This is a genomic window from Streptomyces sp. NPDC002057 (assembly GCF_040296665.1).
Lineage (GTDB): Bacteria > Actinomycetota > Actinomycetes > Streptomycetales > Streptomycetaceae > Streptomyces.
Genome location: NZ_JBEOXR010000029.1, coordinates 59,397 through 76,055 on the forward strand (window position 1 = coordinate 59,397; position 16,659 = coordinate 76,055).

General features: G+C 74.5%; 15 protein-coding genes. 8 read left to right on the top strand and 7 right to left on the bottom strand.

Annotated elements, in window-relative coordinates; translation table 11 throughout:
• Positions 1–104 precede the first annotated feature (104 nt).
• The gene (locus ABT129_RS22400; RefSeq protein ID WP_351904263.1) at positions 105–659 is read right to left on the bottom strand and encodes a DoxX family protein; all 555 of its coding nucleotides are present in this window, start codon (positions 657–659) and stop codon (positions 105–107) included.
• Between the two features lie 212 nt (positions 660–871).
• Between ABT129_RS22400 and ABT129_RS22405 the strand changes: the two genes are divergently transcribed.
• Positions 872–2,284 carry a dipeptidase gene (locus ABT129_RS22405; RefSeq protein WP_351904266.1) on the top strand — a complete coding sequence of 471 codons (1,413 nt, stop codon included), beginning with the start codon at positions 872–874 and terminating at the stop codon, positions 2,282–2,284.
• Between the two features lie 363 nt (positions 2,285–2,647).
• On the top strand, positions 2,648–3,070 hold the full coding sequence (locus ABT129_RS22410; RefSeq protein WP_351904269.1) for a DUF350 domain-containing protein: 423 nt from the start codon (positions 2,648–2,650) through the stop codon (positions 3,068–3,070).
• An 87-nt stretch (positions 3,071–3,157) separates the two neighbouring features.
• Here ABT129_RS22410 and ABT129_RS22415 read toward each other — a convergent pair whose 3' ends face one another.
• Entirely contained in the window at positions 3,158–3,697 is a 540-nt protein-coding gene (locus tag ABT129_RS22415) for a hypothetical protein (protein ID WP_351904272.1), read from the bottom strand.
• Complete coding sequence (locus ABT129_RS22420; RefSeq protein ID WP_351904275.1) at positions 3,694–5,127, bottom strand: WGR domain-containing protein; 1,434 nt, start codon at positions 5,125–5,127, stop codon at positions 3,694–3,696. Before ABT129_RS22420 ends, ABT129_RS22415 begins: the two co-directional genes overlap by 4 nt.
• A gap of 191 nt (positions 5,128–5,318) precedes the next feature.
• Between ABT129_RS22420 and ABT129_RS22425 the strand changes: the two genes are divergently transcribed.
• Positions 5,319–6,392, top strand: coding sequence for an SPFH domain-containing protein (locus ABT129_RS22425; RefSeq protein WP_351904278.1), 1,074 nt, complete (start codon positions 5,319–5,321; stop codon positions 6,390–6,392).
• 8 nt (positions 6,393–6,400) lie between these two features.
• Complete coding sequence (locus ABT129_RS22430; protein WP_351904281.1) at positions 6,401–7,441, top strand: M23 family metallopeptidase; 1,041 nt, start codon at positions 6,401–6,403, stop codon at positions 7,439–7,441.
• Between the two features lie 82 nt (positions 7,442–7,523).
• On the opposite strand, the gene ABT129_RS22435 is transcribed toward ABT129_RS22430, so the two are convergent.
• The 3 genes from ABT129_RS22435 to ABT129_RS22445 all read right to left on the bottom strand — a co-directional run bounded on the left by ABT129_RS22435 (position 7,524) and on the right by ABT129_RS22445 (position 11,273).
• Positions 7,524–8,231, bottom strand: a complete 708-nt coding sequence (locus ABT129_RS22435) for an ABC transporter ATP-binding protein (protein WP_351904284.1) — start codon at positions 8,229–8,231, stop codon at positions 7,524–7,526.
• A gap of 37 nt (positions 8,232–8,268) precedes the next feature.
• Positions 8,269–9,744 carry an ABC transporter permease gene (locus ABT129_RS22440; RefSeq protein WP_351904286.1) on the bottom strand — a complete coding sequence of 492 codons (1,476 nt, stop codon included), beginning with the start codon at positions 9,742–9,744 and terminating at the stop codon, positions 8,269–8,271.
• A 317-nt stretch (positions 9,745–10,061) separates the two neighbouring features.
• Entirely contained in the window at positions 10,062–11,273 is a 1,212-nt protein-coding gene (locus ABT129_RS22445) for an ROK family protein (protein WP_351904289.1), read from the bottom strand.
• Between the two features lie 123 nt (positions 11,274–11,396).
• Between ABT129_RS22445 and ABT129_RS22450 the strand changes: the two genes are divergently transcribed.
• From ABT129_RS22450 to ABT129_RS22460, 3 genes are all read left to right on the top strand, one after another.
• A complete protein-coding gene (locus tag ABT129_RS22450; protein WP_351904291.1) occupies positions 11,397–11,966 on the top strand; it encodes a winged helix-turn-helix transcriptional regulator in 570 nt (189 codons plus the stop codon).
• Positions 11,963–12,904: a ketopantoate reductase family protein gene (locus ABT129_RS22455; protein WP_351904294.1), complete on the top strand. Its 942-nt coding sequence runs from the start codon at positions 11,963–11,965 to the stop codon at positions 12,902–12,904. Before ABT129_RS22450 ends, ABT129_RS22455 begins: the two co-directional genes overlap by 4 nt.
• Before the next feature lie 170 nt (positions 12,905–13,074).
• Positions 13,075–13,671, top strand: a complete 597-nt coding sequence (locus ABT129_RS22460; RefSeq protein ID WP_351904296.1) for a DUF1349 domain-containing protein — start codon at positions 13,075–13,077, stop codon at positions 13,669–13,671.
• Positions 13,672–13,751: 80 nt separating this feature from the next.
• Here ABT129_RS22460 and xylB read toward each other — a convergent pair whose 3' ends face one another.
• Positions 13,752–15,245: a xylulokinase gene (gene xylB, locus ABT129_RS22465; protein WP_351904299.1), complete on the bottom strand. Its 1,494-nt coding sequence runs from the start codon at positions 15,243–15,245 to the stop codon at positions 13,752–13,754.
• A gap of 178 nt (positions 15,246–15,423) precedes the next feature.
• Between xylB and xylA the strand changes: the two genes are divergently transcribed.
• Positions 15,424–16,593, top strand: coding sequence for a xylose isomerase (xylA, locus tag ABT129_RS22470; RefSeq protein WP_351904302.1), 1,170 nt, complete (start codon positions 15,424–15,426; stop codon positions 16,591–16,593).
• Positions 16,594–16,659 lie beyond the last annotated feature (66 nt).

The window sequence follows — 16,659 nt, forward strand, 5'->3', positions numbered from 1 at the left end:
GCGGCGGCCGTCCCTTCCTCTGCGGCGAGCCTAACCCTCCCCCGGGGCGCGCGCGTGCGGGCCCCCACCCTCGGACGCGTGCGGCGGCTGCCGCGGGAGGTCCCTCAGGCCGCTTCCGGCTCCGGATCCGGTCCGGCGTCCGCGGCGGCGGCCTGCTCGTCGGCGCGGCGGCCGACCACGGCCGCGGCGGCGAGCGCGGTGCCGACGAAGGCGGTGGCGACCACCCAGGGACGGTCGAGGACGTGCCCCGTGGCGTGGTCGAGGGAGTAGCGTCCGGCGCCGGTGACGCCGATCGCGGCGGCGACGAACCCGAGGAACGCCGGGTACTCGTACCCGCCGCCCTGGGCGAAGAAGCCGGCCGGGGCGTGCACGGCGACGGCTCCGGTCATGGCTCCGGCGGCGGCCGCGCCGGCGGCCGGGGTGGCGAGGCCGAGGGCGAGCAGGAGTCCGCCGCCCGCCTCTCCGAGTCCGGCGGCGATCGCGCTCTCCCGGCCCGGCCGGAAGCCCATGGCCTCCATGGCCTTGCTGGTGCCCTCGACACCACCGCCACCGAACCAGCCGAAGAGCTTCTGCGTGCCGTGCGCGGCGAGCACGGCACCGGTGCCGACCCTCAGGACGAGGAGCCCGAGATCGCGTCGGTTGGGGTGACTCTGGCCCATGGATTCCTCCAGGTGAGGGGGCGGGGGCGCGGACACGTACGCCGTCCACTGTCGTCGCCCGCCCCCGCCCGCGCCGCCCGGCACCCCGGACGACTACTCCACTTGTGTCACCTTTTGCGGCGCCTGCCCGCCGGTGCTTGGCTGGGAGGGCTGTCGCCGCGCCGGGGCTTCGCGAGCCGTGACCCCGCAGCGGCCGAGGGAAGTGGGTACGCATGACCGCCGAGTCCACCGGGTCGACCGGGTCCGCCGGGTCCGCCGGGTCCGCCGAGACCGCAGCCCTGCGGGAGAAGGTCCGGGCGCTGATGCCCCGGGCGAAGGAGGACCTGACCGCGCTCGTGGCGATGCGTTCCGTCGCCGACCCGCGCCAGTTCCCGCCCGAAGAGTGCGCGAAGACCGCCGACTTCCTCGTACGGGCCTTCACCGAGGCCGGACTCCGCGACATGCGGCGGGTGACGACCCCGGACGGCACCGACGCGGTCGTGGGGCACGCGCCGGGCCCCGAGGGGGCGCCCACCGTGCTCCTGTACTGCCACTACGACGTCCAGCCGCCGCTGGACGACGCCGCCTGGGAGACCCCGCCCTTCGAACTCACCGAACGCGACGGGCGCTGGTACGGACGCGGTTCGGCCGACTGCAAGGGCAACATCGCGATGCACCTCACGGCCTTGCGCGCCCTGGGCGGACCGGAGGGCCGGGGCTTCCCCGTCCACATCAAGTTCGTGGCGGAGGGTTCGGAGGAGCAGGGGACGGGCGGTCTGGAGCAGCTCGTGCCCCTGCGGCCCGAACTCTTCGCCGCCGACACCCTGCTGATCTGCGACACCGGAAACTTCGCGCTCGGCCTGCCCACCACGACCACCTCGCTGCGCGGTCTCACCAACGTCGTCGTCACCGTCTCCACCCTCAAGGGCGCGATGCACTCCGGCATGTTCGGCGGTCCCGCCCCCGACGCGCTGGCCGCGCTGGTCCGGATCCTCGACAGCCTCCGCGACGAGGACGGCAACACGGCGATCAAGGGACTGCCCGGCGACGGTGTCTGGGACGGGGTGGAGTATCCGGACGAGCAGTTCCGGACCGATGTCGGCGCCCTCGACGGCGTGTCCCTCGTCGGGACCGGCTCGGTCGCCGACGAGCTGTGGGCCCGGCCCGCCGTCACCGTCCTCGGCATCGACTGCCCGCCGGTGGTGGGCTCCTCGGCCGCGGTGCAGGCGAAGGTACGCGCCAGGGTGAGCCTGCGGATCCCGCCCGGGGTCGACGCCGACGAGGCCCTGCGCGCCCTCACCGACCACCTCGTCTCGGCCGCGCCCTGGGGCGCGCGGGTGGAGGTGGAGCCGGAGAGCGCCGGTCAGCCCTTCCGGGCGCGCACCGACGGTCCCGCCTACCGGGCGCTGGCGACGGCGCTCCGCGAGGCGTACGGGAAGGACATGGTCCAGTCGGGGCAGGGCGGTTCGATCCCGCTGTGCAACGTGCTCGGCGCCCACTTCCCCGACGCGGAGATCGCCCTGATCGGTGTCGAGGAGCCCGGCTGTCTCATCCACGCGCCCAACGAGAGCGTCGACCCCTCCGAGATCGAGCACATGGCGCTGGCCGAGGCGCTCTTCCTCAGCACGTACGCGACCCCTCTCTGAGACTCTCCGTCCCCTCCCGCCCCGGGTCCTGTCGTCACTTGCCGTCGTCGCCCGGAGGGCGGCCCCGTCTGGTGCGTGCTCTCGGCGTGCCGGGTGGAAGTCGGCGTACTGGGTGTACTCGGGCTTTCGCCCGGTGCGGCGAGAGCGCGTGCCAGGCGTCGCGGGGCAGACGGCAAGGTGACGACAGGACCCCGGTGGCGGGGGAGGCCCTGGGGTCGGACGTCCGTCGGGGCTCCGCCACTTCTCCTGCCGTCCGCCCGATTTCCGGGCGGGCGGCGGGCTCGTTTGACGCGTGCGCTACATTTTGCCGGTCCTTGACCACCGATCCCCCGCGATCGCGAGCCCTCCGGAGACCGGCACACCATGAGCGACATCGTCAACGGCCTCGGCCGCGCCGGCGCCTACGGCGCCCTCGGCGTGGTCCTGCTGATCCTCGGCATCGTGCTCGTGGACCTGCTGACCCCCGGAAAGCTCGGGCGGCAGATCTGGGAGGACCGCAACCGCAACGCCGCGATCCTGCTGAGCTCCGCGCTCCTGGGCATAGGCGGCATCGTCTTCACCTCGATCTGGACGACGTACGAGAACTTCGGCAAGGGCCTGGTCTCCACGGCCGCGTTCGGGCTCCTGGGCCTGGCGATGATGGCCGTGGCCTTCCTCGTCGTGGACCTGGTCACGCCGGGCAAGCTCGGCGCCACCCTGGTCGATCCCGAGCCGCACCCGGCGGTCTGGGTGACCGCCTCCTGCAACATCGCGGTTTCGGCGATCGTCTCCGCCTCGATCGCCTGACGACCGAACCCTGACGACCGAACCCTCACGACAGGGGCCTGACGGCAGAGGCCTGACGACGGAGCCTCTGACGACCGAAGCCTGGATTCAGCTCGTCAAGGGCTCCACCTCCAGGAAGCGACGTCCGCGCGGCCCCTTGTAGAGCAGGGCCTCCCAGCCGAGCCGCGCCAGGGCCGGCACGCAGGCGCCGAGGGCCGCCGTCTCCTCCTGGGCGGCGCCCGAACCCGGTGGGCCCAGCCACTCCACCACGGTCGTCCCGGGCCGGTCCCCGGCCCGGACCCGGTAGCCGGTGGTGATCCGCGTGCCGGAGGCGTCCACCGACGAGGGCGTGAGCCCGCCTGACTCCAGGGCGAGCGCCACCGCCCGGACCGGCTGCCGGCGCTCCCACTCGGCCGGCACGGCCTTCGGGTCGCCCCCGCCCTGGTGGAGGGTCAGCCGTCTGATCTGGAGCAGCCCGTCGAGCGCCGACCGCACGTCCCGCGAGCGCTGCTCCACCTCGGCCGCGGCCACCGCCGGGCCGTCGCCGGTGGCCGCCTCGAAGGTGCCGCCGCCCGCGGACCGGCCGCCTCCGAGACCACCGCCTCCGGGTCCGCCGCTTCCGGCGCCGCCTCCGGGTCCGCCGGTCACAGCAGCCGCCGGATGTCTCCGCGGACCCGGTAGAAGCCGCCCGCCGCGGCGTGCAGGGCGTCCACCACGTACCGCGCGCCGGGCTCCCTGATCGCGCGCGGGAACTGGACGTTCCACGCGGAGTCGTAGCCCTGCGAGATGACCCGCACCCGGGTCCTGCCCGACTCGTTGACACACTCCACGACCACCGAGCCGGCGGGAGCGTCACTGACCGAGGTCACGGCGGTGACGGTGGTCGCCGGTTCGTACACCGGCAGGGCCGCGGCGAGCTTGATGTCCCGGGCGACCGGGACCGTGCCCTCCTGGGCAGCCTCGATCGCCGACTCGCTCGCGTCCACGCACACCAGCGAGCCGTCCGTGGTCACCAGGTAGAGGCGCTCGTCGCGGTACTGCATGGAGAGCGCCGAGCCGCCCCCCGTGCCGAGCTTCCACAGCCGGGTGCCGTCCTCCGCGAAGCAGTAGACGGAGGAGGCCGAGTCGGCGGCGAAGACGAACCGGCCGCCGGGCGAGGTGGCGCAGGAGTACACCGGGCTGTCGCAGGCGTAGACCGCCTCGACGCGTCCGTCCTTCTTCGCGAGCCGCTGGACCTTCTTCCGCGCCGTGCCCGCGTAGACGGCGGTGTCCTCCTGCCAGCCGAAGAGGACCCCGCCCTCGGTGGCCGTGTGCCACAGCTCCCCGCCGCCGTCCGGCGCGTGGGCGGCGACGCCCCGCGTGTCCCCGTAGTAGACGGCGTCACCGTCGGCGCGGACCATCCAGGCGTGCTCGCCCTGCCCGCCGCGCGCCCACTGGTGCTCGTCCTCGTGGTCGATGACGGTGAGCCGGCCCGAACGGTCGGCGACGTGCAGGACGCCCTCGTGGATGTCGAGCCAGAAGATGTCGACGTCGGTGGCGATGTCGTAGGCGGCGAACGGCAGCTTGGACGACAGGTCGTACACCTTGCCGTCGTCACAGCCCGCGTAGATCCAGAAGTCGTCGGCGACCAGGCACTTGACGCCCTCCGGCAGGCTGAACCGGGCCTGCACCTCGCCGGAGCGGTCGAGCGTGAAGACGTCCCCCGCCTGGTTGCCGACCCAGCAGCGCTCCTCGTCGACGTGGATGCCGAAGGCCGCCGAACCGGTCCGGAAGCGCCAGAGCACGGGGGCGACGGCGCGTGCCGTGGAGGGCACGGAGGTCACCGCGCGGCGCGTCACGGCGCGGGCGGCCCGCTGTCCCCGCACGGCCGGGGCGTATCCCTTGCGGACCTTCTCCCCTATCTTCTTCGCCGCGGCGGCCTGGGCCTTCGCCTGCGTCGGGAACGTGGAACGCTGCGTCTGGCCCGCCGCGCCGATCCGGCCGTAACGGACCGACACCGTGAGGTCGTCGACGGTCACTTCGTAGAACTTGTGGGCAGCGCCGTCGTCCTGCGACAGCTCCAGGTAGGTCGTCGTCATGGTGGAAACGGTAGGGGCAGCCACTGACAACGACTTTCGGTGAAGCCTTGGCCGAGGGACCTAAGTCCTCGGCATTCGGGACGTTCGTCGCGGCATTCCGGACATACCCCCTGTGACGATGGTGCCTGAAGATCATCCGACGCGCCGTCACCTCGGGAACCGCCGGGCGGCCGAACGGCCGGAAGGGCCTCATGACGATCGAGGAACAGAAGCGGCCCCTGCCCGTCCGTGTCCGGCGGCACAGCGACGGCATACCCATGGACGACCTCTTCCGGTCGGGTGCCGCCCGGTCGACACGGACCCCGACCGCCGCCGCCGACCGGGAGGCCGGGCGAGCACCCGACCGCGCCGCCGGGAGCCCCGCTCCGCTCCCCCGCCGTCCCCCGCCCGCCGACCCCGACCTCGCGGAGCGCCCCGGCCCCGCCCTGCCCGGCTGGGTCGCCGTCCTGACCGGGCTGACCGCGCTCACCGGAGCGTCGACGACGCTGTGGCGTGCCAGGCCGCTCCGCGACGCCGACCTCTCGCCCTGGCAGTGGGCGGCGCTCGCCGGCTGTGTCGTCGTCGCCGTCGTCTCCTTCGGCGGGCTGACCCGTGGACGGACCGGCTCCGCCTGGGTGCTCTCGCTCTTCGGCCGCTACCGGGGCAGCGTGCGCCGCACCGGTCTCGTCTGGATCAGCCCCTTCGTCCTGCGCCGCCGGATCGACGTACGGCTGAGGCACTGGCGCAGCGAGCCGATCGCCGTCGTCGACGCCGAGGGCTCGGCGCTGCGCGTGGTCGTCCTGATCGTGTGGTCGGTGCGGGACACCGCTCGCGCCCTGCTCTCGGTCGACGACCATCTCGGCTATCTGCGCGAGCAGGTGGAGGCGGCGACCGCCCGGGTCCTCTCGCAGCTCCCCGCCGACGCCTTCCGGGGCGACGCGCCGACCCTGCGGGACGCCGAGGCGGTGGGGGAGGCGCTCACCCGCCTGCTCGCGGCCGAGTGCCGACCGGTCGGCGTCGCCGTGTTCTCCGCGCAGCCGACCAGGATCGAGTACGCCCCCGAGGTCGCCGCCGCCATGCGACGGCGGCAGATCGCCGTCCTGGACGCGAAGCACCGGGACTCGGTCCTCACCGGCGTGATCGACGCCGTGGACGACACCGTGACCCGGCTGACCACGCGAGGACTCGTCGAGCTCGACGACTTCGAACGCCAGGCCCTGGTCAAGGACTTGACCGTGGCCTTCTACACCCGGAGCGGCGGCCCCGCCGACCCGGGTCAGAAGTGAGGAGGATCGTGGACACCCCCGAGTTCACCGATGAGACGCCCGTGGAGTGCGGCTGCGCGGGCTGCGCCGACGCCGCCCGCCGCCCGGGCACGGACGGCACGCGGACGGCGCCCGCCCTGCACGGGGTGCGCCGCGCGGTCGTCGCGACCGTCGGCGCGTTCGCCCTGGCCGGCGCGGGAACGGGCACGGCGGCCGCCGAACCGGCCCCGGCGCACGCGGGGTGGGACGGCTCGAAGTACTGGTTCCGGAACGAGGCCGGTGAGTGGCGCTGGACCAGCCACGCGACGGTGTACGAGCGCCGCCGCGCGGCGTCCGCCACCCCCGCGAACAGGGGCGAACCGGTCTTCCGGGGGCGGCAGGGCTGGGACGCCCGGGACCACGTGTACTGGTACGAGTCCGGTGGCCACTGGTACTGGACGGGCCACGCGTGCAAGTACCGGCAGCGGACGGGCCCGCCCGGCGACCCGTCCGAGCCGAACGAACCGAGGCGGCCGAACCGCCCGAGCGGACCGGGCGGACCGGGCGGACCGGGCGGACCATCCAAGCCGTCCAAGCCGTCCAAGCCCTCGAACACGTCCAAGCCGTCCCGGCCTTCCGCGCCTTCCGCGCCTTCCGGGCCGACGGCGCCGCCGTCCGGCTCCTCCCGGGGCTGGACGGCGCCGGTCTCCTCGTACGTCTTCACCGGGTACTACGGGCAGACCGGTGCCTGGTCGAAGGGCTACCACACGGGGCAGGACTTCGCGGTGCCGACGGGCACGGCGGTCCGCTCGGTCGGACCCGGGCGGGTGGTGACCGCCGGGTACGGCCGCTCGTACGGCTACGAGGTGGTGATCCGTCATCCCGACGGCCGCCACACCCAGTACGCGCACCTCTCCCGCATCGAGGTGTCCCCCGGGCAGAGCGTGTCGGCCGGACAGCGGATCGCGCGCTCCGGGGCGACCGGGCGGGTGACCGGTCCGCACCTGCACTTCGAGGTGCGGACCACGCCGTACTTCGGCTCGGACGTCGACCCGCTGGCCTACCTTCGGGCCCACGGCGTACGCGTCTAGGCGCCGCTCGGGCAGCGAAGCCCCCACTCACGCCCCACTCAGGCCCGCACGGGCCTCGCTCAGGCCCCGCACGGGGCCCCTCTCAGGCCTCGACCGGGGCCGGTGAGGCCGTCGGGAGGTTCTCCCTGACCGTGATCCGGCCCTTGCGGATCGTGGCCAGGCGCGGCGCCCGGCGGGCGATCGCGCTGTCGTGGGTGACCATGACGAAGGTCAGACCGTGCTCCTTCCAGAGCCCTTCGAGCAGGTCGACGATCTCGTCGCGCATCGACTCGTCGAGGTTTCCGGTGGGTTCGTCGGCGAGCAGCACCTTGGGCCGCTTCACCAACGCGCGGGCGATCGCCACGCGCTGCTGCTGGCCGCCGGAGAGCTCGGAGGGCAGGTGGCCGAGGCGCTCGCCGAGACCGACGGAGTCCAGCGCCTCGGCGGCCCGGCTCCGGCGCTCGGCGGGGCGGACGCCGAGCGGGACGAGCGCGGTCTCCACGTTCTCCTGCGCGGTGAGCGTGGGGATGAGGTTGAAACTCTGGAAGACGAAGCCGATGTTCTGGCCGCGTACGGCCGTCAGTCTGCGCTCGGAGAGCGCGGCGAGGTCGGTCCCGTCGAGCAGGACCTGTCCGGAGGTGGGGCGGTCGAGCCCTCCGAGCATCTGGAGGAGGGTCGACTTGCCGCCGCCCGTGGGGCCCTGGATGACCAGCCGGTCGCCCTGGGCGAGGGTGAGGTCGACCCCGGCGAGCGCGTCGACCTTCTTCTGCCCCCGCCGGTACTGCTTGGTGACGCCGATGAGTTCGTACATGGTGCGACTCCTGTGCAACGTGGGTGGGTTCGGGCGGCTACTCGACGCGGCGCAGGGCGTCGGCGGGGCGGAGCCGCGAGGCGCGCCAGGCGCCGAACGCGCCCGCGACGAGTCCGCCGCCGAGGGCGAGGAGGACGGCGAGACCCACGGTGGTGACGCTGACCGGGGCGGTGAGGGCGATGTCGACCGTCCGGCCCGCGGCCGTGGCGCCGGGGCCGCCGCCGAAGGCCATGCCGCCGCGTCCGCCTCCGCCGAACCCACCGCCGACCGCACCGAGTTCGGCGGTCAGCGTCGGGCTGACGGCGGTCACGGCATACGCCCCGGCGAGGCCGATCGCGATGCCGAGGGCGCCGCCGATGACTCCGTTGACGAGGGCCTCGCCGACCACCTGGCGGGTGACCCGGCCGCTCTTCCAGCCGAGCGCCTTGAGCGTGCCGAACTCGCGGACCCGGCGGGTGACGGCGGAGGAGGTGAGGAGCCCCGCCACGAGGACGGCGGCGAGCAGCACGGCGTACGAGAGCCACCTGCCGACGTTCGCGGCAAGGTCGGCCGCGGTGTCGAGCGAGCCGGAGACCGTCTGGGCGAGGTCGGCCGAGGTGGTGACGGTGGTGCCGGCGACGTTCTTCTGGATGGCCGTCTTGACCGCGTCGATCCGCGTCGAGTCGGCCGCCTTCACGTAGATCGTGGTGATCTTGGCGGCGGAGGCGGAGAGCGTCTGCGCCCGCTTCAGCGGAAGGTAGACCTGCGCGGCGGACTGGCCGCGGTCGGCGGTGGCGATGCCGACGATCTCGAACTTCACGCCCTTGATGGTCAGTTCACCACCGACGGCGAGTCCCTGCTGCTGGGCGTAGGCGCTGTCGACGACCGCGACGTTCGCATCGGTCTCGGTGGTCTTGAAGGTACGGCCCCGGGAGACGGTGGAGGTGGTGAGGGGGCCGAGGTCGGGCGCGGTGACGTCGGTGCCGTAGAGGGTGAAGGAGTCGACGTCGAAGGCCGCGCCGCCGCCGGTGACGGTGTCACCCGGCCCGGAGCCGCCGCCGTCGCCCCCGCCGTTCTCGCCACCCGGTCGCTCCGGCTGGGGCTCGCCGCGCTCGATGCGGCCGCGCTGGAACTCGCCGTCGATCTTCAGGTTGACGAGGCTGAGTCCGCCCACCGCCCGGTCGACACCCGGCTGCCCGGCGACCGTGGCGACGGTGGTGTCCGCGAGGGTCTGGAACCCCTGGACCATCAGCCGGTCGCTGCTCTGCTCCTCGCCGTCCTCCTTGCCCTGGAACTCGAACCGGGGACGCTGTGGCCGCGCGCCGTCCTCGGGCCGCTCCTGCGCCTTGGTCACCGTCAGGTCCGTGCCGAGACCGTAGAGGGACTCCAGGACCTTGCCCTGGGCCTGACTCATGCCGGAGGAGACGGAGTTGACGACGATGACGAGCGCGATCCCGAGCGCGAGCCCGGAGGCGACGACGAGCGCCGCCCTTCTGCGACGGCGCAGTTCGCGCCGGAGGTAGGTGAAGAACATGGGCGTGAAGGTAGGGGCGGCGTGTGATGACGGGATAAGGCCCGCGTGAGAGCGGGATGAGAGCGGCGATCCACTGGGCGGGCGGGCGTCCGGGATGGCAGGGCCGGCGTCATGTCGCAGAGCAGCGGGATGCCGCGGAGGGGACCGGTGACGGCGTTGCTCGACGCCACCGGGGTGTTCTTCAAGCCGGCACGGGACGCCTTCGAACGGCCGGACGGACAGGACGTGCTGGTCACCGGCGACCTCACCCGCCGTGACGTACGCAGCCGTCCCGCCGTCAGACCCCGGCGGCCGTGGCCTACGAGGCCGACCCGACTTCAGACCCCGGCGGCCGTGGCGTACGTCAGTGGGTCGGCCAGGACGTCGTGGAGGACCAGGGCGGCCGCGCCGCGGGAGGCGTCGGTGGCCGTGGAGGCGGGGCGCAGGCGGCCCGCGTCCGGGGTCCAGAGGCCGGAGACGACCCGCGCGGAGAGCTCCTCCGCGAGGGCCGGTCGGAGCCACGGCATCAGCTGGGGGTAGATGCCTCCGAGGACGATCGCCTCGGGGTCGAGCAGGTTGACGGCTCCCGACAGGGCGCGCCCGAGCATCCGGCCCGCGTCGGCGAGCGCGGCGAGGGCGCCCCGGTCCCCCGCGCCGGCGCGGTGCGCCAGGGCGGGGACGTCGGTCGCCCCCGCCGACCTCAGGAGGGCCGCCTGTCCCGCGTACTGCTCCAGACAGCCGCGCGAGCCGCAACGGCACCGGGGCCCTTCGGCGTCGACGACCAGGTGGCCGATCTCTCCGGCGAAGCCGTGGGCGCCGCGCAGGAGTTCGCCGTGGACCACGATCGCGCCGCCGACGCCGATCTCCCCCGTCAGGTGCAGGAAGGTGCGGACGTCGCCGAGCGTGCCGGACCACAGTTCCGCGAGGGCGGCCATGTTGGCCTCGTTGTCCGAGGTGAGGGCGAGGCCCTCGATGGCGGGGCGCAGGGTGGTCAGGGCTTCGCCGAAGAGACGCTCGGCGGGGACCTCGTGCCAGCCGAGGTTGGGGGCCTGCCGGACGGTTCCGCCGGAGACGAGGCCCGGCAGGGCGAGTCCCGCTCCCGCCGGGGCGAGGTGCCGCTCGGCGGCCTCGTCGAGGGCGCCGGCGGCGATCCGGGCGGCCCGGGCCAGGACCTCGGGGGCGCCCGCGGTGCGGTTGTCGAGGCGTTCGGTGCGCCGGACGCGGTCGGCGCCGGTGAGGTCGACGACGCGGACGGTCACGTAGTCGACGTTGATCTCGACGCCGAGCCCGGCAGGTCCGGTGTCGGCGGGTTTCAGGACGGTGCCCGGCCGTCCCGCCTGCCCGCTGAACGTCTTGCCCGACTCGACGAGGAAGCCCAGGTCGAGGAGTTGCTCCACGAGGGAGGAGACGGCGGGCCGGGTGAGGCCGACGCGGGCGGCGACCGCGGCCCGCGTGGTCTCTCCCGCGTCGTGGACGGTCCGCAGGACGAGGCTCAGGTTGTGCCGGCGCACACCCGACTTGTCGGCCTTGGGTTCCGTGGGCTGGTTCATGGTGAGCAAGAGCCTAGTCGTCCCCTTTCGCGTGGCCGAGGACCGCTCTCCACGGCCCGGGCACGGCTCCGTTCACCCCTCCATCGGTTCAGTCACCGAACTCTTCTGCGCTAGGGTCCGGCCATGACGCTTCCGCGCGACTACCGCGGCCAGACCTGCGCCCTCGCCCGTTCGATGGAGATCGTCGGAGAGCGCTGGACGCTGCTGATCCTGCGCGACGCCTTCTACGGGGTCCGCAGGTTCGGGGAGTTCGCCGCGCACCTGGGCGTTCCCCGGGCCGTCCTCAGCGACCGGCTCGCGACGCTCACCGGGGCGGGGGTCCTGGAGCGCCGCCCCGAGCCGGGCACGGGGCGCCGCGAGGTGTACGCGCTCACGCCCAAGGGCGTCGCCCTCTGGCCGGCCGTCCGCGCGCTCACCGCCTGGGGCGAGGAGTTCCACGCGGCGGAGGGCGGCCCGCGCCGTGCCTTCCTGCACGCCGGGGACGAGGCCCCCCTGACCCCGGACGGACGCTGTACGGACTGCGGCGCGGCCGTGCCCGTCGCGGACGTCCTGGTCGTCCCCCGCCCGGGGCTCGCCCCCGCGTCCCCGGACGACGACCCGGTGACGGCGGCGCTCGCCCGGCCGCACCGGCTGCTCACCCCCCTCCTCACCACCGCGCCCTCGGGGCGCTCCACGAGAGGTTCACAACGATGAAGATCCTGGTCGTCGGCGCCGGTGCCACCGGTGGCTACTTCGGTGCCTTCCTCGCCCGCGCCGGGCAGGACGTGACCTTCCTGGTCCGCCCGGTGCGCGCGGCGGCGCTGCGCGCACGCGGACTGCGGGTCGTGGGCCGGGACGAGGAGTGGGTCCTGACGCCCCGCCTCGTCACGGCCGACGCGCTCGACACCCCGTACGACCTGGTCCTGCTCTCGGTGAAGTCCACCGGCCTGGACAGGGCGATCGAGGACATAGCCCCGGCCGTCGGCCCGCACACGGCCGTCGTCCCGCTCCTCAACGGTCTCGCCCACATCGACGCCCTCAACGCCCGCTTCGGGGCCTCGGCCGTCCTCGGCGGCGTGGCCAAGGTGGTCACCACCCTCGACGACACGGGGGACATCCGGCGGCTCGCCCCGCTGGCCCATCTGGCCTTCGGCGAGCAGGACGGCACGGTCTCCGCGCGCGTCGAGAGGATCCGGGGGGTCCTCGAAGGGGCGGGCATCGACGCGCCCGTGCCGGCGGACGTGATGACGGCGATGTGGCACAAGTGGGTGTTCATCACCACGTTCGGCGCCGTGACGAGCCTGATGCGCGGCACGGTCGGCGAGGTGTACGACGCACCGGGCGGCCCCGCCCTCGGCCCGGCGGTGCTCGACGAGGCCGCCGCGGTGGCCGCCGCGGCGGGCCACCCCGTGACGGAGGCGGAGCGGGCGGCGACGCTGGCCGTCGTGTCCGCGTCCGGTTCGCCCATGGTGCCGTCCCTCTACCGGGACCTCACGACGGGCCGCCCCACCGAGGTCGAGCACCTCTTCGGCGACCTGACCGCCCGGGCGCGCGCCCTCGGCGTACCGACCCCGCTCCTGGACCTGGCGACCCTGCACCTGCGGGTGCACCAGCGGAGCGTCACGGCGGGGCAGCGCGCGGCGGGGGCCTGACCCTGAGCCACTGGCGGGTCCGCCGGTGACGGGTCGGCCGGTGAGAGGTCGGCCGGTGGCACTGCCGCTCCGCCCCGGGCGGCCGCGTCGGCTTGGACTTTCGTCCCGGCGGGCGTGGATCCTCGGAGGAATCCCTCGCGCGCCCGCGGCCGGCTCGCGACCATGGCGCCATGACCGTCGACATCCCGCTTCCGCTCGGCCTCGACTGGGTCACCGCCCCCGAGGCGTGGGCCCTCTCCGCAGGCGTCCTGACCGTCACGGCCGCCCCGCGAACGGACATCTTCACGGATCCGTTCAGCGGGGCGGCGCGACGTGACGCCGCCGTGGCCCTGACCGTCCCGCCGGACGGCGACTGGCAGTTCTCGGCCCGGCTCCGCGTCGGCTTCCGGGCGGCCTGGGACGCCGGGGCCCTCATCGTCCGGTACGACGACGACCACTGGGCCAAGCTGAACTTCGAGCAGGCTCCCGACGGGGTTCCCGGCGTCTTCTCGGTCGTGACCCGCGGCCGTTCCGACGACGCGGTCGGGGGCCCGGCCGCGGGGGACGCGCTGTGGCTGCGCGTCAGCCGGACCGGGGAGGGGTTCGCCTTCCACGTCTCGGACGACGGCGGTCTCTGGCGCCTGGTACGGCAGTTCGCCCTGGACGGGCCCGGTGCCGTACGGGTGGGCATCGAGGTGCAGTCACCCGTCGGGGAGGGCTGCCGCGTCGAGTTCGACGAGATCCGCCTCGCCCCCACGCGCCTGGCCCACCTCTTCGACGGCCGCTGACGCCGGGGCGGTGACCGGTCCGGTCGCGGGGAGCCCCTCGACGACCGGACGGGGCCGCACCTCACCCCGAGGGACACCCCTCACGACCGGGCGGGGCCGCCCAGCAGCGCCGGTGTCGCGGCGGACAGGACGCCGGCGACGCGGTCCCAGGTCTCGTCGTCGCGGCCGACCGGGGGCAGGGCCTCGCCCGCCCCCGTACCCCAGGCCGTCGCCAGGGCCACCGGGTCGGCGCCCGTCGCCGCCCCCGCCGCGAGGGCCGCCGCGCCCAGCGCGACGAGTTCGTCGGCGGCGGGGAGGAGCAGCGGACGGCCGGAGAGCCTGCGGACGGTGTCGGTCCAGGCCCGGCCGCGCGCGCCGCCTCCGATGAGGCGCAGCGGCCGGTCCCGTACGTCCGGCGCGGCCGGGTCGAGGCCGCAGGCGGCGAGGACCCGGTCGAGGGCGCGCAGCACGGTGAAGGCCGCGCCCTCGTAGGCGGCGCCGAGGACCGCCCGGGGGTCCGTGTCGTGCCGGAGGCCGGTGACGAGGCCCGAGGCGTGCGGCAGGTCGGGGGTGCGTTCGCCGTCGAGGTAGGGCAGGACGACGGCTCCGCCGCCCGGGACCGCGTCCTCCCGGTCCAGGCCGAGGAGCGTGGCGAACCGGTCCACGGCCTGGGTGCAGTTGAGGGTGCAGCCGAGCGGCAGGCGCGTGCCGTCGGTGGCGGCGAAGCCGGCGAGTTCGGGGTCGGCGGGGCGGGCGCGGGTCGCGGCGAAGACGGTGCCGGAGGTGCCGAGGCTGACGACCGGGTGGTCCAGGAGCCCCCCGCCGCCGAGGCCGAGACCGACGGCGGCGGCCATGTTGTCGCCCGTTCCGGCGGCGACGACGACCGTACGGGGCAGTCCGAGGGCCTCGGCGGCGGCCGCGGTGAGGGTGCCGACGCGGGTGGCGCCGCCGGGAGCGACGGCGGGCAGCAGGGCCGGGTCGAGGCCGATGAGGTCGAGGACCTCGGGGTCGTAGGCGCCGTCGGCGGTCCCGTACCAGCAGGTGCCCGAGGCGTCTCCGGGGTCGGTGACGGCCACTCCGGCGAGGCGCTCGGTGAGGTGGTCGTGCGGGAGGCGGACCCCGGCGGCGGCCGCCGCGTGCCGTGGTTCGTGCTCCCGCAGCCACTGCCACTTGGCGGCGGTCATCGAGGCGACGGGGAGCGATCCGGTCCGGGCCGGCCAGGCCCCGGGGCCGCCGAGACGGGTGGCGAGGGCGGCGGCCTGGGGGGCGGAGCGGGTGTCGTTCCAGAGCAGCGCGGGGCGCAGGGGGTGGCCGTCGGCGCCGAGGGTGACGAGGCCGTGCTGTTGTCCGGCGACCGCGATGCCGGTGACGGAGCCGGGCGGCACACCCGCGTCGCGTACCGCCGCCCGGACCGCCGCGACGAGGGCGGTCCACCACTCCCCGGGGTCGCTCTCGCGCGCGCCGGACGTGCCGGTGACGGTGTGCGGCGCGCGTCCGAGGGCGAGGAGTTCGCCGGTGTCGGCGTCGACGGCCACGGCCTTGGTGGACTGCGTGGAGCTGTCCACGCCGATCACGACGGAGCGGCTGGTGGGCACGCCCTCACCTCTTCCCTGTTCCTTGGTCGCCTGCGGGGCGCGCCGGTGGAGCGTGTCGCGGATTCGCCGTCGGGTCTGGCGTCCCGGTACCCCGTCGCGTATTAGTTATCTCAGAAAACAAATACGGCGGCCAGACCTGGGCGCCGCTCGGCACCCCCGTACCCGAGAAGGACACACCATGCCGGAGCTCTTCTCCCCCACCCCCGACGACCGTTTCACCTTCGGCCTGTGGACCGTCGGCTGGCAGGGCCGCGACCCCTTCGGCGAGGCCACCCGCCCGGCCCTGGACCCCGTCGAGGCGGTGGAGCGGCTCGCCGCCCTCGGCGCGTACGGCGTCACCTTCCACGACGACGACCTCATCCCCTTCGGCGCCCCGGACACCGAGCGCGACGCGATCGTCAAGCGCTTCCGGTCCGCCCTGGACCGCACCGGTCTCGCGGTGCCGATGGCCACCACGAACCTCTTCACCCACCCCGTCTTCAAGGACGGCGCCTTCACCGCCAACGACCGGGACGTCCGCCGCTTCGCGCTGCGCAAGACCCTCCGCAACATCGACCTGGCCGTCGAACTCGGCGCCACCGTCTACGTGGCCTGGGGCGGCCGTGAGGGAGCCGAGTCGGGAGCCGCGAAGGACGTACGGGTCGCGCTGGACCGGATGAAGGAGGCCTTCGACCTCCTCGGCCAGTACGTCACCGAGCAGGGCTACGACCTGCGCTTCGCCATCGAGCCCAAACCGAACGAGCCGCGCGGCGACATCCTGCTCCCCACCATCGGGCACGCCCTCGCCTTCATCGAGCGCCTGGAGCGCCCCGAGCTCGTGGGCGTCAACCCCGAGACGGGCCACGAGCAGATGGCCGGCCTCAACTTCCCGCACGGCATCGCGCAGGCGCTGTGGGCGGGCAAGCTCTTCCACATCGACCTGAACGGCCAGTCCGGCATCAAGTACGACCAGGACTTCCGTTTCGGGGCGGGCGACCTGCGCCAGGCGTTCTGGCTGGTGGACCTGTTGGAGACGGCCGGGTACCAGGGCCCGCGCCACTTCGACTTCAAGCCGGTGCGCACGGACGGCGCGGACGGGGTGTGGGAGTCCGCGAGGAACTGCATGCGCAACTACCTGATCCTCAAGGAGCGCGCTGCGGCCTTCCGCGCCGACCCGGACGTGACGGCGGCCCTCGCCGCCTCCCGACTGCCCGAACTCGCGGTCCCCACCGCCGCCGACGGCCTCGCGGCGCTGCTCGCCGACCCGACGGCGTACGAGGCCTTCGATCCGGACGCGGCGGCGGCGCGCTCCATGGCCTTCGAGCACCTCGACCAACTGGCCCTGGAGCACCTGCTCGGGGTCCGCTGAGGGGGCCCGGCGCGGACGACCCGTCGCGTCGGCGGATCGGCCCGCCGGCGGGTCGATCCGCCGGCC